This is a genomic window from Brachybacterium sp. GU-2, assembly GCF_030866705.2.
GTDB classification, from domain to species: domain Bacteria; phylum Actinomycetota; class Actinomycetes; order Actinomycetales; family Dermabacteraceae; genus Brachybacterium; species Brachybacterium conglomeratum.
In genome coordinates this window covers 188,493-209,812 of sequence record NZ_CP133037.2, presented here as the reverse complement: position 1 = coordinate 209,812, position 21,320 = coordinate 188,493, and the positions used below count along the sequence as shown (strand labels likewise).

Genomic DNA, 21,320 nt, shown 5'->3' with positions numbered 1-21,320 from the left:
TCAGTTCCCCTTGCTGCGGTGGCGGGAGTCGCGGGTGCCGCCGGGTCGGATCTCCCAGCGCCCGTACGCCTCGACGATGTCGCTGACCAGCCGGTGGCGCACCACGTCCCGGGAGGAGAGGCGGCAGAAGGAGATGTCGTCGATGCCGGAGAGGACGTTCTCGACCACGCGCAGGCCGCTCTGGTGCCCGCCGGGGAGGTCGACCTGGGTGACGTCGCCGGTGACGACCATGGTGGAGTTGAAGCCGAGGCGGGTGAGGAACATCTTCATCTGCTCGGGCGTCGTGTTCTGCGCCTCGTCGAGGATGATGAAGGCGTCGTTGAGGGTGCGGCCGCGCATGTACGCCAGGGGCGCGACCTCGATGGTGCCGGCGCCCATCAGACGCGGGATCGACTCGGGGTCGAGCATGTCGTGCAGCGCATCGTAGAGCGGGCGCAGGTAGGGGTCGATCTTCTCGTTCAGCGAGCCGGGGAGGAAGCCGAGTCGCTCGCCGGCCTCGACCGCGGGACGGGTGAGGATGATGCGGTTGATCTGCTTGGAGAGCAGCTTCTGCACCGCCATCGCGACGGCGAGATAGGTCTTGCCGGTGCCGGCCGGGCCGATCCCGAAGGTGATCGTGGAGCTCTCGATCGCCTCGATGTAGCTCTTCTGCCCCATGGTCTTGGGGCGGATGGTGCGGCCGCGGGAAGAGAGGATCGTCCGGGAGAGGACCTCCTCGAGCTTGCGGCCGCTCGCCCGGTCGTCGCCGAAGAGGTTCGCGGCGCGCTGCACGGCCTCGGCGGTGACGGGCTGGCCGGTGCCGGCCAGCTCGATGAGGGAGCGCATGATGTGCTCGCCGCGGCGCAGCGCGTCGTCGGTGCCGCGCAGGGTCACCTGGTGGCCGCGCACGTGCACGTCGGTGTCGGGGACGGCGTCCTCGAGGGCGGCCAGCGCCTGGTCGTTCTCCCCGAGCACCTGGAAGGGGCTGAGATGGTCGGGGATCGCCAGCTTCCGCTCGCGCACCTCGGGGGCGCGTCCGGGAGCCGGGTTGAGGGGGTCTGTCACAGCTCTCCTTCTGCGAGCTTCCCGCCCGCGAGGACGTGCGCGTGCACGTGGAAGACGGTCTGTCCGGCGCTCGCGCCGGTGTTGAAGACGAGGCGGAAGTCGCCGTCGGCCTGCTCGGCGGCGACCTTCGCGGCGACGGTGGCGGTGTGGGCGAGGAGCGCGGGGTCCTCGGCGAGCTCGGTCACGTCGCGGCGGTGCTCGCGCGGGACCACCAGGACGTGCACCGGCGCCTGCGGATGGAGGTCCTTGAAGGCGATGACCTTCTCGTCCTCGTGGACACGATCCGAGGGGATCTCCCCGGCGAGGATCCGGCAGAAGATGCAGTCGGGATCGTGACGCAGTGTGTCGTTGCGGTTGACGCTCGTACCCATGGTCACGAGTCTACGGGAGCGACGAACACCATCCCTCCTTGGGGAAGCCCCCGGGAGTACGAGAAGTTTGAAGGACTATGACGAAGCTCGGAATCCTCCTCAGCAGTGCCCGCCCCAACCGCGTCGGCGAGAAGGTGGCCCAGTGGGTCAGCGCCTCGGCCGACGGCCGCTTCGAGATCGATCTCATCGATCTGCGCGAGATCGCTCTGCCCTCCTTCGACGAGCCCTCCTCGCCGAAGTCCGGCGCCGAGAAGACCACCGACCACGGCCGCTCCTGGGCCGAGCGGATCGCCGCGCTCGACGCGATCGTGATCCTCACCCCGCAGTACAACGGCTCCTACCCGGGCGCCCTGAAGAACGCGATCGACTTCCTCTTCCACGAGTGGGAGAACCTCCCCACGATCCTGGTCGGCTACGGCTGGGGTGCGGCGAACGAGGTGCTGCCGCTGCTGGAGACCCTGATGGGCCGCGTAGGCGCCGACGTCGTCGGCTCCGTCGGCCTCGGCTTCCGCGAGGATCTCTCCGTCGAGGGTGAGCTGTTCGTCACCGAGGAGAAGGCCACAGCGCTGGAGACCGCGCTGGCCGCGCTCGAAGCGAAGGTGCTCTCCCCGGTCGGCTGACCACCGCTCCCTCACGTCGCAGGACCCCGCCGGCGCCGAGCGTCTGCGGGGTCCTGTCGTCGGCGGGGTCCGCCGGTGGGCTCAGCCCCAGCGGCCGACGAGCGCGCTGAGCACCGCGAGGGCTGCGGGGCCGGCGGTGGAGGAGCGCAGCACCTCGGGGCCCAGCAGCACCGTCCGGGCACCGGCCTCGCGCAGCGCCTCCAGCTCGGACTCGTCGAGCCCGCCCTCGGGGCCGACGACCACGACGATCTCCTCGATGCCGGCCTCGCTCGCACCGCGCAGCTCCTCGGCGAGGCTCATCACGCCGACGGACTCCTGCTCGTGCAGGACGAGCACGAGCGTCCTGTCGGCCGCGCGGGCGCGCAGGTCCTCGACGAGCGCGCTCGTGGTCATCGGGGCGTCGACCGCGGGGATGCCGGGCCGACGGCACTGCTTGACGGCGGCGCGGGCGGTGCCCTCCCACTTCGCGCGGCCCTTGGCGAGCTTCTCCCCGCCATACGGAGACGGAGCGCTTCGCGATCCACGGGACGATGCGGTCGACGCCGAGCTCGGTCGCGGACTCGACGGCCTGCTCGTCGCGGCCGCCGGTCGCGAGGGCCTGCACCAGCGCGAGTCGGGGCAGACGCTGCACGGCCGGGGACGGGTCCGCGAGCAGGCGCAGGTCGAGCGCCTCCTTGCGGGAGGCGGTGACCTCGGCGAGGACCTGTCGGCCGGGGGCGTCGGTGAGGAGCAGCTGCTCCCCCACCCCGATCCGGGCGACCTTGGCCGCGTGGCGGCCCTCGTCGCCGGCGAGCTCGAGCTGGTCTCCCTCACGGGCGGCGGCGAGGGCCTCGTCGAGGATCAGGAAGCCGGGCGGGGTGGTGGGCACTGGCTCTCCCGCCTCAGAGGTTCAGGCGCTCGCGGAGCTTCGCGAACGGGCCGCCGTGGTTCTTGGGACGGGTGGCCTCGTCGCCGCGGAGGGCGGCGAAGCGCTCGAGCAGCTCGCGCTCCTCGTCGGTGAGCGCGGTGGGCACGTCCACGTCGAGCACCACGCGGATGTCGCCGCGGCGCTCGCGGCGCAGCGGGGTGACGCCGAAGCCCTTGAGGACGATCTCCTCGCCGGGCTGGGCGCCGGGGCGAATGTCGAGCTCCTGCTCCCCGTCGAAGGTCTCCAGCGGGATCGTCGCGCCCAGCGCGGCGGTCGTCATCGGCACGGAGACTGTGGTGACGAGGTCGTCGCCGGAGCGGTCGAACATCTCGTGGTCCTTGACGGACAGCTCCACGAAGAGGTCGCCGGAGGGGCCGCCGGCCTCGCCGGTCTCGCCCTCGCCGCGCAGCTGGATGCGGGTGCCGTTCTCGACGCCGGAGGGGATGCGCACGGTGACGGTGCGCTCGGTGGCGGTGCGGCCGTGGCCGGAGCAGCCGGTGCAGGGGCTCTCGATCACGTCGCCGTGGCCCTCGCAGGTGGGGCAGGGTGCCATGGTGACCATCTGGCCCAGCAGCGACTGCTGGACGCGCTGGACGTGGCCGGAGCCGTTGCAGGCGGTGCAGCGGGTGGGGCTGGTGCCCGGCTCGGCGCAGGAGCCGGAGCAGCGCTCGCACAGCACGGCGGTGCGGAAGGTGACGTCCTGCTCGGTGCCGAAGACGACGTCGCGCAGCTCGATCTTCACCCGGCGCAGCACGTCGCCGCCGCGGCGCTGCCGCGGGACGGGGCCCTGGTTGCGCCCGCGCATCCCGGAGGCTCCAGCGAACATGTCGAAGATGTCGTTGAAGTCGAATCCGGCGCCGCCGCCGGGGAAGCCGCCCATGCCCGGGCCGCCGCCCATGTCGTACTGGCGGCGCTTGTCCGCATGGGAGAGGGTCTCGTACGCCTGGGAGACCTTCTTGAACTTCTCCGCCGCCTCCGGGTCCGGGTTGACGTCCGGGTGGAGGGTGCGGGCGAGCTTGCGGTACGCCTTCTTGATCTCTTCGGTCGAGGCGTCGCGGGAGACGCCGAGCAGCTCGTAGTAGTCGTCGTTCACAGGCGTGGGTCCTTCACAGGGGTCGGAGGTCGGTGACGGCCGGCGACGGGCGCGCAGGCCCGCCGGCGCGGTCATTCGAGGAATCGGGAGACGTAGCGGGCGATCGCCTGGACGGTCGAGATCCCGGCGGCGTAGTCCATGCGGCTGGGGCCGAGGATCGCGAGGTGGGAGCCGGCGTCGTAGCCCGCGCCGACGAGCGCGGCCTGGTGCAGCGCCCGGTCGTGGAGCTCGGAGCCGATCCGCACCTGCACGTCCCCCGGCGAGACGTGCATCTCGGTGAACAGGCGCAGCAGCACCAGCTGCTCCTCGAGGACGTCCAGCAGCGGCTCGACGTCGCGGGCGAAGTCCTCGGCGGAGCGGGCGATGTTCGCGGTGCCCGCCATCATGATGCGGTCCTCGGCGCGGGTCGCGGCCAGCGCGGTGAGCGCCTCGGCCACCTCCGCGGCGGCGGGCCGCTCGGGGACGGGCAGGGACTCGAGGTAGTCCGTCAGCGGCCCTGCGAGGTCGGTGACCTCCCGGCCGGCGACGGCGCGGTTGAGCTGGTCGCGCAGCGCCGCGTAGTACTCGGCGGGTCGGCCGGCGATGACGGGGACGGTGCGCTGGTCCACCCTCCCCGACTCGGTGATCAGCACGACCAGCAGCAGCGAGTCCGCGACCTTCACGAGCTCGACGTGGCGGATGCGGGCCTGGCGGCGGGCCGGGTACTGCACCATCGCGACCTGCTGGGTGAGCTGGGCGAGGAGGCGCACGGTGCGGGCCAGGAGCTCCTCGACGTCCCCCGCGTCCTCGAGCAGGGTGCGGATCGCCCGCTTCTCGGCGGCGGAGAGGGGCTTGACCATCGCGACGTGGTCGACGAAGGCGCGATATCCCTTGTCGGTGGGGACGCGGCCGGCGGAGGTGTGGGGCTGGTGGATCAGCCCCTCCTCCTCGAGGACGGACATGTCGTTGCGGACGGTCGCCGCGGAGACGCCGAGCTCGTGCCGCTCCAGCAGCGACTTCGAGCCGACGGGCTCGCGCGTGGAGACGTAGTCCTCGACGATGGCGCCGAGGATCTGGAGCTTGCGGTCGTCCATGTCGTGCACCTCCTGCCGCGCGGTCCGGCACCGGGGCGTCCCGGCGCCCGGGTCTCCCTGGACATTGGCACTCTCCCATGCCAAGTGCCAATCGTACGCGTCCGCGGCGTGCTTCGCAGGGAGGCGTTCGCCACGGGGCTACAGTGTCCGCCGTGTCCACCCCGCCTGCTCGCTTCCCCGACCGGTACGGCGCCGATGTGCTCTCCTCCGGTCCCCCCGCCCATCACCGCCGCCGCCCGGTCGGCCGCGAGGTCCCCGCGCAGCGCGACCTCGTCGTCGAGGAGGCCTCGACCGGCTTCACCGGCGCGATCACGCGCGTGGAGAAGACGGCCGGAGAGCTGATCGTCGAGCTGGAGGACGGCCGCGGCCGACGCCGCACCTTCCCGCTCGGGCCGGGCTTCATGATCGACGGGCAGCCCGTCGTCCTCACCCGCCCGCAGGCGGCGCAGAAGGCGCCCGTCCGCAAGCGCTCCGCCTCCGGCTCGGTGTACGTCGAGGGGGCGAAGGCGCGCACCGCACGTGCGTCGCGGATCTGGGTCGAGGGCACCCATGACGCGGAGCTGGTGCAGAAGGTGTGGGGCCACGACCTGCGGATCGAGGGCATCGTCGTCGAGCAGCTCGAGGGCGCCGACGACCTCGCAGAGCGCGTGCGCGAGTTCGGCCCCTCCCCCGGCCGCCGGCTCGGGATCCTGGTGGACCACCTGGTGAAGGGGTCGAAGGAGTCCCGCATCGCAGCCGAGGTGATGGCCCTGCCGGGCGCCCGCGGGAACGTCACCGTGCTCGGCCACCCGTACGTCGACGTGTGGCAGGCCGTGAAGCCCGCGCGCGTGGGGCTGAAGGAGTGGCCGCACATCCCCAGGGGGACGGACATCAAGGTCGGCTCCCTCGCCGCGCTCGGCTGGCCCCACGAGGACAAGGCCGACATCGGCCTGGGCTGGAAGCGGATCCTCTCCACGGTCCGCTCCTACGCCGACGTCGAGCCGACGCTCTCGGGGCGCATCGAGGAGCTCATCGACTTCGTCACCGTCGACCAGGGCTGACCTGGCCGCGGCACGGGACGGGGAGGCGAGCAGTCGATGCGCCTCTCGGCGCGGTGAGCGGCGACTCTCGGGAGCCCACCAGGGGGATATCCCCCAGCGGATGCGGCGGACCGCCGCGCTGACCGTGGGGTCTCCGGCTCGTTAGGGTGAACCCGTCACCCGAGACGACGGCCCCCGCGCCGACCGAGACGAAGAAGGATCCCATGAGCCAGACTCCGCATCCGCACGACCCGTACGGCACCGAGCCCGGCACCCCCGCCTCCGACTCGCTGCCCGAGCAGCCTGCCGCGCGCCCGGCCTCGGACCACCTCGACATCGACGCCCCTGCCGCCCCCGCGCCGCAGGAGCAGGGCAGCGCGACCTCGGACCCGGCAGAGCATCCCTACGATCCGTTCGCGCAGTCCGCTCCCAGCGCGCAGCCGGCCCCCGCCGCGCAGCATGATCCCTTCGCGCAGCAGGACCCCTACGCACAGCAGGGCTCCGCTCAGCAGGCGGATCCCTACGGGCAGTCCGCGAGCTCGGCCGCTCCGGCCGCGGCGCCGGCCTCCCCCTACGGGGCGCCCTCGCCGTCCCAGCCCTCCGCGCAGCCGGCCCACGCCCAGCAGCCGTACGGGCAGCAGCAGGCTCCGCATGCCCAGCAGCACGCTCCCTACGCCGCCCACGGACAGACCTCAGCCGGAGGAACCATGAACCCCGACCAGGCCCCCGCCCACGTCAAGGGCGTCTTCGACGGCCCGCTGATCGGCCAGCCCACCACCGAGTCCGACACGAAGCTCTGGGCGATGCTCGCGCAGCTCTCGGCGATCGTCGGCTACGTGATCGGCGCCGGCTTCCTCGGCTGGCTCGGCCCGCTGATCATCTTCCTGGTCTACAAGGACCGCAACCGCTTCGTCCGCTACAACGCGGCGGAGGCGCTGAACGCGGCGATCGCGACCCTGATCGTGGAGATCGCGCTCGCCATCGTCTTCACGATCATCACGGTCATCACCTTCGGCTTCGGCTCGGTGCTCTTCGCCCTCATCGGCGTCCCGGCGCTGGTCCACGTCGTCTTCGCCATCATCGGCGCGGTGAAGGCCTACCAGGGCGAGTGGTGGAACTACCCCGTCAACATCCGCCTCGTGAAGTGATCCGCATCCGCATCAGCTGAGTCACGGCCGACGGCCGGATGCAAGAGCCCCCGGGAGTCGCTCCCGGGGGCTCCTGCATGTCGGGGCGCGGGCGGCCGATGCCGCGCGCCCGGGCCGGATGCCGCGCGCCCGGGCCGGACGCCGTGGGCCAGGACTCGACACCGCGCGCAGGGTCCTGCCGCACGGCGCCGCGGCCCGTCACATCCAGTTCACGCCGTCCTGCTCGAACTCGGCGAGGCGGCGGCGCGCCATGCGCCGCAGCAGGTCCTCCGGCATCGGCGTGTCGTAGGGGAGCTTCACGCTGCCCTTGCCGGTCTCCAGCGCCTCGAGCTCGTCGGCGAAGGCCTCCTTCGCGCTCGGGGTGACGGTGAAGTTCGCGTGCGCCTTGTGGGCGCTGATGACGAGCAGGATCGTGCCGCGGGGGTGGACGAAGGCGGGGCTGCCCCATTTGATCGCCTCGGTCGCCTCGGGCAGCTCCTCGCGCACCAGGTTCCGCAGCTCGGCGAGCCGGGTGCGGGCCGGGTCCCCGAGGGCGCCTAGGTACTCGTCGATCGTCGTCGGCCGGGGTCCTGTCGGTGGCGTCATGCGGACAGTGTGCACCTCGGTGATCCGTCGGACCGGTGGATCGACTGGATCGTCGAGAGCGCGCGGCTGCCGGGGCGGCGAGCAGGAGGCGCCTCGGGCTCGACGGGCTCGGTCGTCGAGATCGTTCCGCGGCCGACGGGTCTCAGGGCACGAGGTCGCGGATCACCGCGTCAGCGAGCAGACGCCCCTCCCTGGTAAGGACCGCGCGGCCTGCGGCGAGGGCGTCGGGATCGAGGTGGCCCCGATCGCGGTGCACCTCGAGCATCGAGCGGTTCTGCTCAGGCACGACGTCGACGGCGAGGCCGTCGGCGATCCGCAGCTCGAGCATGATGCGCTCGACGAGCCGGTCCTCGGCGGCGACCTGCTCGCTGTCCGCGACGGGCAGTTCGCCGGAGGCGAGCATGCGCGCGTAGCGGCTGGGATGCTTCACGTTCCAGGAGCGCAGGCCGTCGCGGTGGCGGTGGGCGCCGGGTCCGATCCCCCACCAGTCCCCGCCCTTCCAGTAGGCGAGGTTGTGGCGGGAGCGGTGCTCGGGGGTGCGGGCGAAGTTGGAGACCTCGTACCAGGTCAGGCCCGCCTCGCGCGTGAGGTCGTCGACGAGCTCGTACTTGTCGGCCATGTCGTCGGGGTCGGGCGCCTCGATCTCGCCGCGTCGCAGCTGCCGGGCCATGGCGGTGTTGCCCTCGATGATCAGCGAGTAGGCGGAGAGGTGGTCGACCTCGCAGGCCAGGGCCGCGCGCACGGAGGCCTCGACGTCGGCGACGGTCTCCCCCGGCGTGCCGTAGATGAGGTCCAGGCTCACCTGCAGCCCGGCGTCCTTCGCCCACTGGACCACCTGCGGCACCCGCTCGGGGTCATGGGTGCGGTCCAGGGTCGCGAGCACCGACGGGATCGCGGACTGCATGCCGATCGAGACGCGGGTGACCCCGCCGTCGGCCAGGCGCGAGAGCGAGGCGCGGGTGACCGAGTCGGGATTCGCCTCGGTGGTGACCTCGGCGCCGTCCGCGAGCGGGATCAGCGAGCGAAGATGGTCGAGCATCCGCACCAGGTCGTCGGCGGGCAACAGGGTGGGGGTGCCGCCGCCGAAGAAGACGGTGGAGATCTCCTCGTACTCGTACCCCGCCGCGCGGTCCGCGGCGAGGGTCAGGTCCATCTCGGCCATCGCGTTGTCCGCGTACTCGGCCTGGGAGCCGCCGCCGCCCAGCTCGGCGTTCGTGTAGGTGTTGAAGTCGCAGTACCCGCAGCGCACGGCGCAGAACGGGACGTGGATGTAGGCGGAGAGGTCCTTCACGACCGTCACAGCCCGAGACCGAGACCGAGGCCCCGTCCGGTGGAGCGCAGCCGCTCCGGGAAGTCCTCGCGCTCCCCCGCCCGGGCGAGCGTCTTCTGCGCGGCCCCGACGAGTGTCTCGTACAGCACGGTGCCGCTCGCCTCCGCCCAGTCGAGCAGGGCGCGGGCCTGCGCGGCGTCCAGTCCCCGGAAGGCGTCGACGATGGTCACGCCGTGGTCCGGCCGCTCGAGCACCTCGATCGCGTCGCCGGCGCGCACCTCGCCCTCGACGAGCACGCGGAAGTAGGCGCCGGCGCGGCCCTGGTCGGTGAAGGCGCGTCCCCAGCGGCGGTCCCCCATCCAGGCGGCGAAGGTGCCGCAGGGGTTGCGGGGGCAGGTCGCCTCGAGCTCGGCGCCGCCGATCCGCCAGCGCTCGCCGATCACCGCATGGTCGGTGTCCTGGCCGACGGTGGCGAGGTTCTCGCCGAAGAACCCGTCGGGCAGCTCGTGGCCGAGCGCGGCGGCGTAGGCCTCGCGCACCTCCCGGGAGTAGGCGTAGACGGCCTTGAAGATCCCGCCGTGGTGCTCACGGTCGCCCTGCACGTCGCCGAGCACGCCGTGGGTGAGCAGCGTGACGGGCCCGTCGGCCGGTCGCTTGTCGATCCCGCTCATGAGGGAGCGCTCGCGCACCTCGAAGAGCTGGGCGACCGAGCACACCGCGCCGAGCCGGCCGCCGCCGGGTTCGAACGTGACCTCGAGCGGGTCGAGGCGGCGCGGGGCGGTCTCGGGCAGCGGGCCGGGCGCGGTGCTCACTTCTTCTTCTTCTCGTCCTTCGAGGGCTCGGCGGCGTCGGAGGAGAGCGCGGCGATGAAGGCTTCCTGCGGCACCTCGACGGAGCCGATGTTCTTCATGCGCTTCTTGCCCTCCTTCTGCTTCTCCAGCAGCTTGCGCTTGCGGGAGATGTCGCCTCCGTAGCACTTGGACAGCACGTCCTTGCGCATGGCGCGGATGTTCTCGCGGGCGATGATGCGCGAGCCGATCGCGGCCTGGATCGGGACCTCGAACTGCTGGCGCGGGATGAGCTTCTTGAGCTTGCCGGACATCTCCACGCCGTAGGAGTAGGCCTTGTCGCGGTGCACGATCGCGCTGAACGCGTCGACCGGCTCGCCCTGCAGGAGGATGTCGACCTTGACCAGGTCCGCAGTCTGCTCGCCGGAGACGTCGTAGTCCAGCGAGGCGTAGCCGCGGGTCTTGGACTTCAGCTGGTCGAAGAAGTCGAAGACGATCTCCGCCAGCGGCAGGGTGTAGCGCAGCTCGACACGGTCCTCGCTGAGGTAGTCCATGCCGCCGAGGGTGCCGCGCTTGGACTGGCACAGCTCCATCACCACGCCGATGAACTCGCTGGGCACGAGGATCGTCGCCGAGGCGACGGGCTCGCTGATCTGGTTCACCTTCCCCTCGGGGAAGTCGGAGGGGTTCAGCACCTCGATCTCGGTGCCGTCCTCCATCACGACCTGGTAGACCACGGAGGGGGCGGTGGAGATGAGGTCGAGGTCGAACTCGCGCTCGAGCCGCTCGCGGATGATCTCCAGGTGCAGCAGGCCCAGGAAGCCGACGCGGAAGCCGAAGCCGAGGGCGGTGGAGGTCTCCGGCTCGTAGACGAGCGCGGCGTCGTTGAGCTTGAGCTTGTCCAGCGCATCGCGCAGCACGGGATAGTCGGAGCCGTCGATCGGGAACAGGCCCGAGTAGACCATGGGCTTCGGGTCCGAGTAGCCGGCCAGCGGCTCGGTCGCGCCGCGCACCGAGGTGGTGATCGTGTCGCCCACCTTGGACTGGCGCACGTCCTTCACGCCGGTGATGAGGTAGCCGACCTCGCCCGGGCCGATGCCCTGGGTGGGGTGCGGCTCCGGGGAGCTCACGCCGATCTCGAGCAGCTCGTGGTGGGCGCCGGTGGACATCATGTCGATCCGGTCGCGGGCCTTGAGGAACCCGTCGACGACGCGCACGTAGGTGACCACGCCGCGGTAGGTGTCGTAGACGGAGTCGAAGATCATCGCGCGGCAGGGGGCGTCGACCTGTCCCTCGGGGGCGGGGAGGGTGCGCACCACGTGGTCGAGCAGCTCGGGCACGCCCACGCCGGTCTTCCCGGACACGCGCAGCACGTCCTCGGGGTCCACGCCGACGAGCTGGCCGATCTCGGCCGCGTACTTCTCGGGCTCGGCGCCGGGCAGGTCGATCTTGTTCAGCACCGGGATGATGGTGAGGTCGTGCTCCATCGCGAGGTACAGGTTCGCGAGCGTCTGCGCCTCGATGCCCTGCGCGGCGTCGACCAGCAGGATCGCCCCCTCGCAGGCGGCGAGGGAGCGGGAGACCTCGTAGGTGAAGTCCACGTGCCCGGGGGTGTCGATCATGTTCAGGGCGTAGTTGACGCCCTCGACCTGCCAGGGCATGCGCACGGCCTGGCTCTTCACGGTGATGCCGCGCTCGCGCTCGATGTCCATCCGGTCGAGGTACTGGGCGCGCATGGCGCGCTCCTCGACGATCCCGGTGATCTGCAGCATCCGGTCGGCCAGCGTCGACTTGCCGTGGTCGATGTGGGCGATGATGCAGAAGTTGCGGAGCCGCTCCTGGGGCGTCGACGCGGGAGCGATGTCCCGTGCCTCATCGGCAGCGATCCTCGGGGTCACCGGCATTCGTCCTCTCGTCGATGGTGTGCCGGGCGCGCATGCGCCGGGCATCGGTCCATGGTCTCACGTGCTGCGCGCGCCGCAGCGTCCCGGGAACGGCCGACGGGCCGACGTCACAGCGGGGCCGATGGGATCGCCCGGCCGGGCCCCGTCCCGGAGGAGGGCAGCGGGCCGGGGAGTTCATCGCCCGTCGGCCTACCCCGCGCCGACCAGGCGCCGCCCGGTCCGCGGCGGGCTCAGGCGGCGGGGTGGAAATAGGTGGTGCCCAGCGATCTCGTGACGGCGCCGGTGACGCGCTGGAGCTGCTCCATCTCGTCCTCGAAGTCCTCGGTGATGTCCTCGGGCTGGCGGAAGCGCAGGCTCGCGAGCGCGCGGCCGACGATCCTGCGGCCCGGCTCGGCGGTGCCGAGGCGGTCGAAGCTGTTGCCGTGGAGCTTGGCGAGGGTCTCGAGCGCCTCGTCGATCTCGCTGAGGCAGTACGCGGCCGAGCGCGGGAAGATCGAGTCCAGCAGCAGGAACTCGATCGCTCCGGAGACGCGCACGCGGCCGCGATAGGAGCGGATGTACGCCTCGTGCGCGCTGCAGGAGCGCAGCAGCAGCACGGTCGCCGCGTCGGAGGTGTCGGAGAGGTCGTGGGCCTGGAGGTTGCGGGCGAGCATGTCGACCCGCTCCAGCAGCTGGCCCACGCGCAGGAACAGCCACGCCTCATCACGGGTCATCGACGCGTCCAGCAGGCCGTTGACCATGGCGCAGCGGTCCTTGGCGAACTGGAAGGCGCCGTGCATGCGGGAGGGCCGCACGCCGCGCGGCATGCCGAGGGTGGCGGTGTTCAGCGACTCCCACACCTCCGTGGACAGCGCCTCGCGCACGCCGCGGGCGTTCTCCCGCGCGGCCTGGAGGGCGCCGGCGACGGAGGAGGGGTTCGCCCGGTCGGTGACCAGGCGCTCCAGCACCCGCTGCACCGTCAGGTCCTCGGCCGGCACGTCGGTGACGCCGAAGATCCCGTACACGCCCGCGCAGGAGTCGACGGGGTCGAGGGAGGCGTCCTCGGTGATCGACTGGAGCGACACGCCGAGGATGCGCGCGGTCTGGTCGGCCCGCTCCACGTAGCGGCCGATCCAGAACATCGCGTCGGCGATCCTACTGAGCATCATGGCGGTCCTCCTCCTCGTCGTCGGCCTCGATGATCGGGATGGCGGAGGTGACCGGGTCGGGCTCGACCTCCTGCTCCTCGCCGTGCTCCTCGCGGGGGTCGTCGAACTGGTCGCGCGTGTCGTCGGTCGGGTCCTCGATCCCCTCCTCGTCCTGGTCGGCGAGACCCGAGGCGGCGGCGCCGGGGCGGCCGGCGGCGAGCACCCAGGTGTCCTTCGAGCCGCCGCCGCGGGAGGAGTTCACGATCATCTCCCCGCGCGGCAGGGCGACGCGGGTGAGCCCGCCGGGCAGCACCCATACGTCGTCCCCGCTGTTCAGCGCGAAGGGGCGCAGGTCCACGTGGCGGGGCTCGGGCCCCTCCTCCACGAGGGTGGGGATGGTGGAGAGCTGGACGACGGGCTGGGCGATCCAGCCGCGCGGATCGGCGCGCAGCCGTCTCCGCAGCGCGTCGAGCTCCTCGCGCGCGGCGGAGGGGCCGATGACGATGCCCTTGCCGCCGGAGCCGTCCACGGGCTTGACCACGAGCTCCTCGAGCCGGTCGAGCACCTCGACGAGGGAGTCGGGCTCCTCGAGCCGCCAGGTGTCGACGTTGGGGAGGATCGGCTCCTCGGAGAGGTAGTAGCGGATCAGGTCCGGGACGTAGGTGTAGGTCAGCTTGTCGTCGGCGATGCCGTTGCCGATGGCGTTGGCGACCACGACGTTGCCGGCGAGGACGGAGCGGACCAGGCCCGGCACGCCCAGCATCGAGTCGGGGCGGAACACCTCGGGGTCGAGGAAGTCGTCGTCGGTGCGCTTGTAGATCACGTCCACGCGGCGCAGTCCCGCGGTGGTGCGCATGTAGATGCGAGCGCCCCGCTCGACGAGGTCCGAGGCCTCCACCAGGTCGACGCCCATCGTGCGGGCGATCAGCGAGTGCTCGAAGTAGGCGCTGTTGTAGCGGCCGGGGGTCAGCACCACCACGGTCGCCTCCTCGCCGGCGGTGTCCGGGGCGGCGGCCTGCAGCGCGGCCAGCAGCCGGCCGGGGTACTCGCCGACTCGGCGCACGGGCCTGTCCGCGAACAGCTCGGGGAAGCCCTGGGCCATGGCGCGGCGGTTCGAGAGCACATAGCTGACGCCGCTGGGCGTGCGGACGTTGTCCTCGAGCACCCGGAAGCCGCCGTCCCCGTCGCGGACCAGGTCGATGCCGGAGACGTGGATGCGCACCCCGTTCGCCGGCCGGTAGCCGCGCACCGCGTCGACCACGTAGGTCGAGGAGGTGACGAGCTCCTCGGGGATCACGCCGTCGGCGATGGCGCGGCGGTCGGTGTAGACGTCGTCGAGGAAGGCCTCGAGGGCGCGGACGCGCTGGGCGACGCCGGCGGAGACCTCGGACCACTCCTCGGCGTCGATCACGCGCGGGATCGCGTCGATCGGGAAGGGACGCTCCTCCCCCGCGTAGTCGAAGGTGACGCCCTGGTCGAGATAGCTGCGGGCGAGGGACTCGGAGCGGGAGCGGAACTCCTCCGGCCCCAGCCCGGCCAGCGCATCGTGCAGCGCCCGATAGGTGGGGCGCACGGTGCCGTCGGCGCCGAACATCTCGTCACCGTCCGCTCCGGTGCGGGCACTGCGGAACAGCGAGGTGTCTGACATGCCTACCATTCTCACACCGACCTCCATTCCCTCGTGGGCGCTCCGCCCAGGAAGCGAGAACCATGTCGCTGCTCTCCCGGCTCGGCTCCGTCGCCCGTTCTCTCGCCCGCAATCCCTCGGTGCGCCGCGGCGCACGGGACCTCGGGCGCGCCGCGATCCGTTCCGTGCAGGAGCAGCGCGGCGGGTCCGGGCAGGGCTCCAGGCAGCACGACGGTGCTCGTCCCGAGTCCGACGGTCGAGGCCAGGCCGAGGGCGGCGCGCTCGCCGACCGCCGCCACGGCGTCCCGCTCGAGCTGGTCTACGCCCCGCGGGACGACGACCGTCCCGATCCGGGAGAGGTCGTGTGGGCGTGGGTCCATTACGAGGAGGACCTCTCCCAGGGCAAGGACCGTCCGGTGCTCGTGATCGCCGAGGAGGACGCCTCCGCCGGCGGGGCCGACGGGACGGGGACCGTGCTGGTGGCCCTGATGCTCACCTCCCGCGACCGCACCGAGCCCGGCGCGACCCGCACCGATCAGCACGGGGCGACCTGGGTGGACATCGGCCCCGGGGACTGGGACCGGCAGGGCCGCCCCTCGGAGGTCCGGGCGGATCGTCTGCTGCGCCTGGCCCCGGGGTCGGTGCGACGAGAGGGTGGGCGGCTGGACCGCGAGCGCTACGACCGGGTCGCGGAGGCGGTGCGCGCCGTCGCGCTGTGACCGGCCGCCTCGCCGCCGGAGGTCGCGCGGGCTCTGCCCTCCGGGTGCGCGGACTGCGCGGGCGCCGGGGAGCAGGTGGGGCGCGCATCGCGGATCGGGAGACACGGCGCACATGAGCACCGGTCCGGGGACTGCCCTCTGTTAAGATCGCTCCTTGTATGTGTGACATACCGTTCGGTGTGCGCAGGGGTGTCCTCCCGAAGTGTCTCAGGGGACGGGCGGTTCGTGCGACCCGGGCGAGTACCCGTGGCAGCGACTCCGGTACCGACGTCTCCAGGCGAATCCCCACCGCCGTCCCCGTCGGCTCCGTTCCTCGGCAGTCCGGGATGATCCACCTCAGCAACACTGGAGAAGAGTCTTCGTGGCAAACATCAAGTCCCAGATCAAGCGCAACAAGACGAACGAGAAGGCTCGTCTGCGCAACCGCGCCGTCAAGTCGGAGCTCAAGACCTACACCCGCAAGGTGAAGGCCGCTGTCTCGACCGGCGATGCCGACGTCGCGAACGAGGCGCTGAAGTCCGCTTCGCGCAAGCTCGACAAGGCCGTCTCCAAGGGCGTCATCCACAAGAACCAGGCCGCGAACCGCAAGTCCGGTCTCGCCAAGCTAGTCGCCGGCGTCGCCAAGTGATCGTCGGTCCCTGACGGACCCCGCCCCTCCGGGGCATGAGGAGCCCGGTGCGCAGCGATGCGCACCGGGCTTCTTCATGTCCGGGGCGGGTGTCGCGGGAGCGGGTGCCTGCATCGGTCGTGGAGACCGGGGCCGACGGGCGCGGGCGGCGGGGCCGACAGGTGCGGGCTGCGGGGCCGACAGGAGCGGGCTGCGGGGCCGACAGGTGCGGGCTGCGGGGCCCGGCAGCCGCTCTCAGCGGGCGCGGCGCGCCCGGCAGATCTCCATCACCATGCGCTGCACCGACCACTGCGGGTCGCGGCCGGCGCCCTTGACCTCGTGGTCCGCGCGGGCCACGGCCTCGATCGCCCGGGCCAGGGAGCGGTCGTTCCAGCTCTTCGTCTCCCGGGAGAGGTTGCGCAGCATCCAGTCGGGCATGCCGAGGCTGCGCGGGGTCGCGTTCGGTGCGGACACCTTCGCCAGCGAGCGGACCTTCGAGGCGATCGCGGCGACGATCGGGACGGGGTCGGCGCCGGCGAGCTGCGCCTGCTGGAGCAGCTGCAGCGCGTCCTGCTCCTTGCCCGCGATCGCGGCGTCGGCGACGGCGAAGGCGGTGGACTCCACGCGGCCGGAGGTCAGCGCGTGCACCTCGGCGACGGTCACCTGGGCGGGCTGCTCGCCCGGGTCGGGGGTGGTGTCCTCGATCAGCTGGCGGCTGATCGCGGCGAGCTCGGCGAGGTCGGTGCCGAAGGCGTCGACGAGGGCGACCAGGGCGTCGGGCTGGATGCGGCGGCGGGCACGGGCGAACTCGGCGGCGACGAAGGCCTGCTTGTCGGCGGCGCGCTTGACGGGACTCGCGTCCACGCGGGGCACGCCCGCCTTCTTCAGGGCGTCCAGGAGCTTCTTGCCGCGATTGCCGCCGCGGTGGACGAGCACGAGGGTGACGTCCTGCTCGGGAGCCTTCACGTAGTCGAGCAGCTCGAGGACGAGGGAGTCCGGGGCGGACTGCAGCTCGGGAACGACCACCAGGCGCGGCTCGCCGAACAGGGAGGGGCTCGCGACCTGGGCCAGGGCGCCGGGGCCGAGGGCCTCGCTGGAGAGGTCGTGGACCTCCACGGAGGGATCGGCCTCCTTGGCCAGGGCGCGCAGGCGCTGCACGGCTCGGTCGGCGATCAGACCCTCCGTGCCGTGGACGAGCACGATCGGTGCGAGGGCGACGCTGTGCCACTCGACATCGCTCACGGGAGCTCCTCACTGCTCAGGGGGACTGCACGATCCTAGCGGTCCGGGCCGACGCCCCGGGGCCGCTACCGCGCGGGCCCGACGCTCCGCGGTGCGGCGTCCTCGCCCGTGGGGAGCACGACGGTGCCGTGGACGTCGGTGCGCAGCACCTGGGCGCCGGTGCCGCGGACGAGGTCCAGCAGCTCGTCGGTGGGATGTCCGAAGGTGTTCTCCTGCCCTGCCGGGACCAGTGCCAGGTCGGGGTCGAGCTGCTCGTAGAGCGGGGCGTGCTGGAAGCGGGAGCCGTGGTGGGCGACCTTGACGATGTCCGCCGGGCCCGGCTCGGTCGCGGCGAGCAGCTCCTGCGCGGCGGGTTCGAGGTCGCCGAGGGTGACCAGGCGCGTCCCGTCGGCCCAGCGCACCTCGAGCGCGATCGAGCAGTCGTTCGCGGCGTCCCCCTCCCCGGATCCCTGCTCGGCGGCGCTGGCCCGTTCGGCGGCCTCGGCCGAGTCCGGCCACAGCACCGTCAGGGCGAGGCCGTCCTGCTCGAAGCCGGTGCCGGCGGTCGCGACCTCGACGGGCGCTCCCGGGACGACGTCGGCCGCGGCGGTCGGCAGCGGGCAGACCCACTGCGCCGCCGGGGTGCGCGCCCCGGTCAGGGCGTCCCTCCCGCCGGTGTGGTCGGCGTGCGGGTGGGTGAGGACCAGCAGGTCGATATCCGGCACCTGGAGCAGGTCGAGGCAGGCGTCCAGCGCTGCGGGGTCGGGGCCGGTGTCCACCAGGACCGTCGGGCCGTCCCGGGCGGCGTCGGCGGGGCGCAGCAGCAGCGCGTCGCCCTGTCCGACCGCGCACAGCGCGAGGCTCCAGCCGGGGGTGCTGCGCACCGGCAGCATCCGACCGATGCCGGGGGCGAGCGCGATGACGAGCGCCACCGCGGTGGCCCAGCGGACGGCGGGACGGCGCCTCCCCGCGACGGCGAGGCCGGCGATCAGGAGCACGGCGATCGCGCCGAGCACGCCGGTGATCCCGTCGGGCACGGCGATGCGGGATCCGGGCAGGGCGTCGGCGGTGCGGGCGATCAGGAGCACCAGATGGGCCCCTCCTGCGGCGATCCCGTACAGCACCGCGGCCCCGCCGGGCCAGAGCACTCCGAGCACGAGCGCGACGAGGCCCAACACGGTCGAGGGGCCGACGAGCGGGCCGACGAGCATGTTCACGGGCACGGCCCAGGCGGAGACCTCGGGAGTCAGCAGGATCAGCACAGGCGTGCAGGCGGCCTGGGCGACGAGCGGCACGGCGAGCACGAGCGCAGCCGTCCGGCCGATCCGTCCGCCGCTCATCTGCTCGAGCGCGCGGGCGAGCGGCGGTGCCGCGAGCAGGATCGCCGCGGTCGCGAGGGCGGAGAGCAGGAAGCCGATCGAGGCGGCGGTGACGGGGTCGAGCACGGACCACAGCGCGACGGTGAGGGCGAGCGCCGCGACCGGGGAGGCGCGCACGCCGGCGAACCGTGCGGCGAGCAGTGGTGCGGCCATGGTCGCGGCGCGCTGCACGCTCGGCTCGTCGCCGACCAGCCACACGTAGCCCGCGACCACGGCGGCGGCGATCAGCAGGCGGGGACGGCGGCGCACCCCGGCCAGCAGCAGCGGACCGAGCACGGCGGCGAGGACGAGGGCGATGTTCGCTCCGCTGACGGCCACCAGATGCGAGATCCCGGCGCGGCGCATGACCTCCTCGGTCTGCTCCCCCATGCCGCTGGTGTCCCCCGTGGTCATGCCGCGCACGAGCGCGGCCTCGTCGGGCGGGAGATGAGCAGTGGCGTCGCGGGCGATCTGCCGCAGGCGGTGCCGGGCCTCCTGGCCCGGCCCGATACCGCCCGACGCCTCCTGCGCGGGACCGACCTCCGTGGCGCGCAGGACCAGCAGCGAGGCAACGCCCGAGACCCGCCCCCGCGCATGGACGGGCTCCCCGTCGCGGATCCGGGCGAGTCCCTCCGCAGCCTCGCCGTCGGCGCGCACGAGCACGGGCACGGCGGCGGTGAGCTGCTCCTGCGTCCGTCCGATCCGTGCCGGGCCCGGCTCGGTGCGGGCCATCATCTGCAGACCGGTGCGGGACCATTCCGGGCCGCCGCTCGGCGGTGCGGGGTCGCTTCCCGCGATCACGATGAGCTCGACGACGAGCCCGTCGGCGGCGGCCTCGCCGAGCACGTCGGCGGTGCCGTCGTGGCGGTGCAGCGCCGGGACCAGGAGCAGCCCGGCGAGGAGCACCAGTGCGAGGTGGGCGAGGATGGTGCGCGCGCCGCGTGCGGGCCCGAGCAGGGTCAGGGCGGTCAGGGCGAGGGAGACCAGCACGGCCCCGGCGGCGATCGCGGCGGCGCCGCCGGCGGTCACTCCGAGCACCGCGAGCGCCCAGACGCAGGTCGCGCCGGGCAGCAGGCGCAGATCCGCGCGGGTCATGTCCGCTCCTCGCTCCGGGGAGGCGTGCTCAAACCGTCGCCCTGTCGCGCATCTTCTCGAGTGTGGCGGGGCCGATCCCGGAGACCTCCTCGAGCTGATCGACGCTCTCGAAGGGCCCGTTCTGCTCGCGGTGGTCCACGATGCGCTGCGCGATCGCGGGGCCGACGCCGGGCAGCTCGTCGAGCTCGGCGACGCTCGCGGTGTTCAGGTCGATCAGGCCGCCGACCTCTCCCCCGCCGCCCGCCGTCCCGTCTCCGGCACCGGCGTCGCCCGCGGGCGGAGCGTCCGCGGCGGGCGCCGGGGCGGCGACGGCCGGCGGCTCCTCCCCTGGGACGGGCACGTGGATCTGCTCGCCGTCGACGACGGGGCGGGCGAGGTTCACGGAGGCGAGCTCCGCCTCACCGGTCGCGCCGCCGGCGGCGCGCAGCGCGTCGTCGACCCGGGCGCCGGGCGGGAGGCGGACCACGCCGGGAGAGGCGACGGCGCCGGAGACGTGGACGACGAGCTCGGTCGGGGCGGGGGAGGCGGTGGCGGCGGGGTCCCCCGAGGACTCGGCTCGGTCCCCGGTCGTCCCGTCGCCTCCCTCGAGGTCACCGTCATCGTCGGCGCCCTCGGCCCCGTCCGATCCCTCGCCGTCGGCACCGCCCTCCGGGCCGGCCGCCTCGCCCTCCGCGACCGCCACCCCGGCAGGTTCCTCCTGCGGGATCGCCGAGCCGGTGCCGGAGAGGTGGATGACCCCGGCGCCGATCAGCACCAGCACCGCGATGCCGATCAGCGCGGAAGCCGGCGGGGCGGGGAAGGGCAGGCGGCGTCGAGGCCGCTCGGCGGTGTGGTCGCGTCGGCGGATCAGCGGCTGCCCGGTGCGGCGATGCCGCGCCGCGGTGCCGCGCTCCTCGGTCCCAGGTGGTGCTCCCATGCCCGCGAACCTAGGCGCGCGAGGCAGACGCCGTCCGAGCCCGCTGCCGCCCTGGGGACGGCGGGGCGCTGTGGAGGAACGGTCAGGTCCCCCGGCCCGGGATCAGTCGAGGCCGAGCACGACCAGCCACTGCCGCCAGAACGCGGCGGCGATCACGACGATGACCAGCAGGTACCACAGCACGGTCAGCAGCCCCCAGCGGCGCAGCAGTCCTGCGAGCGGGGCGGGCAGCTTCAGATCGCCGTGCTCGATCGTGCGGGCCAGGGTCGCGAAGAACATCGGCGCGGTGACGGTCCAGATCACCATGCACCAGGGGCACAGCGCACGGATCACGAAGATCGCGGAGATCGCAAGGAAGTGGATGTAGCCAAAGGCGAAGGTCATCCCGCCGAGCCGTGCCCAGCGGAACCAGGTGGGCAGCTGCGTGCCGGAGACCATCAGCGCACCGGCCGCCGCCATGATCGCGAACCCGGCGAGCCCGATCGCCATGTTCGGGATGCCCAGGGCCGAGGACTGCCAGGTCATCATCACGCTGCCGCAGGAGATGAAGGGATTCACATCGCAGCCGAGGCTCGCCCCGGGGTTCGCGAGCAGGAACTCCTTGCCGACCTGCAGCTCGAGGGAGGCGATCCAGCCGATGATCCCGCCCAGCAGCAGCACCAGGCCGGCCAGGCGGCTGCTCGCCCTTGGGCGGGAGGCCCGTTCGGCCGCGAGCTCGGCGTCGATCTCGGCGCGCAGCGCGGCGTCGTCGGCCGGGGCATGCTCCGGCGTGGAGGCCGCCCCGGTGGCGGATGGGTCGGTGTTCTTCTCGCTCATGGGCTCGGCTTC

The 21,320-nt window shown here is 72.8% G+C and carries 19 protein-coding genes and 1 pseudogene; 5 read left to right on the top strand and 15 right to left on the bottom strand.

Translation table 11 applies throughout. The features are described from left to right. Both RBL05_RS00990 and RBL05_RS00985 read right to left on the bottom strand, forming a co-directional pair. The gene (locus RBL05_RS00990) at positions 1-1,044 is read right to left on the bottom strand and encodes a PhoH family protein (protein WP_308740928.1); all 1,044 of its coding nucleotides are present in this window, start codon (positions 1,042-1,044) and stop codon (positions 1-3) included. Further along, positions 1,041-1,415, bottom strand: a complete 375-nt coding sequence (locus RBL05_RS00985) for a histidine triad nucleotide-binding protein (RefSeq protein WP_308740929.1) — start codon at positions 1,413-1,415, stop codon at positions 1,041-1,043. Before RBL05_RS00985 ends, RBL05_RS00990 begins: the two co-directional genes overlap by 4 nt. A gap of 77 nt (positions 1,416-1,492) precedes the next feature. On the opposite strand from RBL05_RS00985, the gene RBL05_RS00980 reads away from it, so the two are divergent. Next, a complete protein-coding gene (locus RBL05_RS00980) occupies positions 1,493-2,035 on the top strand; it encodes an NADPH-dependent FMN reductase (RefSeq protein ID WP_308740930.1) in 543 nt (180 codons plus the stop codon). Between the two features lie 81 nt (positions 2,036-2,116). On the opposite strand, the pseudogene RBL05_RS00975 reads toward RBL05_RS00980, so the two are convergent. The 3 genes and pseudogenes from RBL05_RS00975 to hrcA form a co-directional block, all read right to left on the bottom strand. Beyond that, positions 2,117-2,903, bottom strand: a pseudogene (locus RBL05_RS00975) (16S rRNA (uracil(1498)-N(3))-methyltransferase). A gap of 13 nt (positions 2,904-2,916) precedes the next feature. Beyond that, positions 2,917-4,035: a molecular chaperone DnaJ gene (gene dnaJ / locus RBL05_RS00970; protein ID WP_308740931.1), complete on the bottom strand. Its 1,119-nt coding sequence runs from the start codon at positions 4,033-4,035 to the stop codon at positions 2,917-2,919. 71 nt (positions 4,036-4,106) lie between these two features. Then, entirely contained in the window at positions 4,107-5,108 is a 1,002-nt protein-coding gene (gene hrcA / locus RBL05_RS00965; RefSeq protein ID WP_308740932.1) for a heat-inducible transcriptional repressor HrcA, read from the bottom strand. 143 nt (positions 5,109-5,251) lie between these two features. On the opposite strand from hrcA, the gene RBL05_RS00960 reads away from it, so the two are divergent. Together RBL05_RS00960 and RBL05_RS00955 are read left to right on the top strand one after the other, a co-directional pair. Beyond that, complete coding sequence (locus RBL05_RS00960; RefSeq protein WP_318603957.1) at positions 5,252-6,148, top strand: DUF3097 domain-containing protein; 897 nt, start codon at positions 5,252-5,254, stop codon at positions 6,146-6,148. 203 nt (positions 6,149-6,351) lie between these two features. Then, on the top strand, positions 6,352-7,275 hold the full coding sequence (locus RBL05_RS00955; protein ID WP_263310104.1) for a DUF4870 domain-containing protein: 924 nt from the start codon (positions 6,352-6,354) through the stop codon (positions 7,273-7,275). 198 nt (positions 7,276-7,473) lie between these two features. Here RBL05_RS00955 and RBL05_RS00950 read toward each other — a convergent pair whose 3' ends face one another. The 6 genes from RBL05_RS00950 to RBL05_RS00925 form a co-directional block, all read right to left on the bottom strand. After that, positions 7,474-7,860, bottom strand: a complete 387-nt coding sequence (locus RBL05_RS00950) for an iron chaperone (protein WP_308740933.1) — start codon at positions 7,858-7,860, stop codon at positions 7,474-7,476. Between the two features lie 142 nt (positions 7,861-8,002). Beyond that, on the bottom strand, positions 8,003-9,160 hold the full coding sequence (gene hemW, locus RBL05_RS00945; RefSeq protein WP_308740934.1) for a radical SAM family heme chaperone HemW: 1,158 nt from the start codon (positions 9,158-9,160) through the stop codon (positions 8,003-8,005). Continuing rightward, entirely contained in the window at positions 9,157-9,942 is a 786-nt protein-coding gene (locus RBL05_RS00940) for an MOSC domain-containing protein (RefSeq protein WP_318603955.1), read from the bottom strand. Before RBL05_RS00940 ends, hemW begins: the two co-directional genes overlap by 4 nt. Then, positions 9,939-11,822 carry a translation elongation factor 4 gene (gene lepA / locus RBL05_RS00935; RefSeq protein WP_308740936.1) on the bottom strand — a complete coding sequence of 628 codons (1,884 nt, stop codon included), beginning with the start codon at positions 11,820-11,822 and terminating at the stop codon, positions 9,939-9,941. Before lepA ends, RBL05_RS00940 begins: the two co-directional genes overlap by 4 nt. 230 nt (positions 11,823-12,052) lie before the next feature. Next, positions 12,053-12,970, bottom strand: a complete 918-nt coding sequence (locus tag RBL05_RS00930) for an alpha-E domain-containing protein (RefSeq protein ID WP_308740937.1) — start codon at positions 12,968-12,970, stop codon at positions 12,053-12,055. Continuing rightward, positions 12,957-14,597 (bottom strand): circularly permuted type 2 ATP-grasp protein, encoded by a 1,641-nt coding sequence (locus RBL05_RS00925; protein WP_308740938.1) that lies wholly within the window; start codon positions 14,595-14,597, stop codon positions 12,957-12,959. The genes RBL05_RS00930 and RBL05_RS00925 overlap by 14 nt, the downstream gene beginning before the upstream one ends. A gap of 62 nt (positions 14,598-14,659) precedes the next feature. Between RBL05_RS00925 and RBL05_RS00920 the strand changes: the two genes are divergently transcribed. Together RBL05_RS00920 and rpsT are read left to right on the top strand one after the other, a co-directional pair. Then, a complete protein-coding gene (locus RBL05_RS00920) occupies positions 14,660-15,295 on the top strand; it encodes a type II toxin-antitoxin system PemK/MazF family toxin (RefSeq protein ID WP_318603953.1) in 636 nt (211 codons plus the stop codon). Positions 15,296-15,656: 361 nt separating this feature from the next. After that, positions 15,657-15,923 carry a 30S ribosomal protein S20 gene (rpsT, locus tag RBL05_RS00915; RefSeq protein WP_062950649.1) on the top strand — a complete coding sequence of 89 codons (267 nt, stop codon included), beginning with the start codon at positions 15,657-15,659 and terminating at the stop codon, positions 15,921-15,923. A gap of 234 nt (positions 15,924-16,157) precedes the next feature. Here rpsT and holA read toward each other — a convergent pair whose 3' ends face one another. The 4 genes from holA to RBL05_RS00895 all read right to left on the bottom strand — a co-directional run bounded on the left by holA (position 16,158) and on the right by RBL05_RS00895 (position 21,308). Then, positions 16,158-17,144, bottom strand: a complete 987-nt coding sequence (gene holA, locus RBL05_RS00910) for a DNA polymerase III subunit delta (protein WP_308740940.1) — start codon at positions 17,142-17,144, stop codon at positions 16,158-16,160. 65 nt (positions 17,145-17,209) lie between these two features. Further along, positions 17,210-19,576: a ComEC/Rec2 family competence protein gene (locus RBL05_RS00905; protein ID WP_318603951.1), complete on the bottom strand. Its 2,367-nt coding sequence runs from the start codon at positions 19,574-19,576 to the stop codon at positions 17,210-17,212. Between the two features lie 28 nt (positions 19,577-19,604). After that, complete coding sequence (locus tag RBL05_RS00900; protein ID WP_308740942.1) at positions 19,605-20,492, bottom strand: ComEA family DNA-binding protein; 888 nt, start codon at positions 20,490-20,492, stop codon at positions 19,605-19,607. Positions 20,493-20,594: 102 nt separating this feature from the next. Continuing rightward, positions 20,595-21,308, bottom strand: a complete 714-nt coding sequence (locus RBL05_RS00895) for a vitamin K epoxide reductase family protein (protein ID WP_308740943.1) — start codon at positions 21,306-21,308, stop codon at positions 20,595-20,597. Positions 21,309-21,320: the final 12 nt, after the last annotated feature.

Excerpts from the sequence above, each read along its gene's own strand:
- RBL05_RS00985 (WP_308740929.1), bottom strand. The coding sequence starts at position 1,415 with ATGGGTACGAGCGTCAACCGCAACGACACACTGCGTCACGATCCCGAC.
- RBL05_RS00980 (WP_308740930.1), top strand. The coding sequence starts at position 1,493 with ATGACGAAGCTCGGAATCCTCCTCAGCAGTGCCCGCCCCAACCGCGTC.
- hrcA (WP_308740932.1), bottom strand. The coding sequence starts at position 5,108 with ATGGACGACCGCAAGCTCCAGATCCTCGGCGCCATCGTCGAGGACTAC.
- RBL05_RS00955 (WP_263310104.1), top strand. The coding sequence starts at position 6,352 with ATGAGCCAGACTCCGCATCCGCACGACCCGTACGGCACCGAGCCCGGC.
- RBL05_RS00950 (WP_308740933.1), bottom strand. The coding sequence starts at position 7,860 with ATGACGCCACCGACAGGACCCCGGCCGACGACGATCGACGAGTACCTA.
- lepA (WP_308740936.1), bottom strand. The coding sequence starts at position 11,822 with ATGCCGGTGACCCCGAGGATCGCTGCCGATGAGGCACGGGACATCGCT.
- RBL05_RS00930 (WP_308740937.1), bottom strand. The coding sequence starts at position 12,970 with ATGATGCTCAGTAGGATCGCCGACGCGATGTTCTGGATCGGCCGCTAC.
- RBL05_RS00925 (WP_308740938.1), bottom strand. The coding sequence starts at position 14,597 with ATGTCAGACACCTCGCTGTTCCGCAGTGCCCGCACCGGAGCGGACGGT.
- RBL05_RS00920 (WP_318603953.1), top strand. The coding sequence starts at position 14,660 with ATGTCGCTGCTCTCCCGGCTCGGCTCCGTCGCCCGTTCTCTCGCCCGC.
- RBL05_RS00905 (WP_318603951.1), bottom strand. The coding sequence starts at position 19,576 with ATGACCCGCGCGGATCTGCGCCTGCTGCCCGGCGCGACCTGCGTCTGG.
- RBL05_RS00900 (WP_308740942.1), bottom strand. The coding sequence starts at position 20,492 with ATGGGAGCACCACCTGGGACCGAGGAGCGCGGCACCGCGGCGCGGCAT.
- RBL05_RS00895 (WP_308740943.1), bottom strand. The coding sequence starts at position 21,308 with ATGAGCGAGAAGAACACCGACCCATCCGCCACCGGGGCGGCCTCCACG.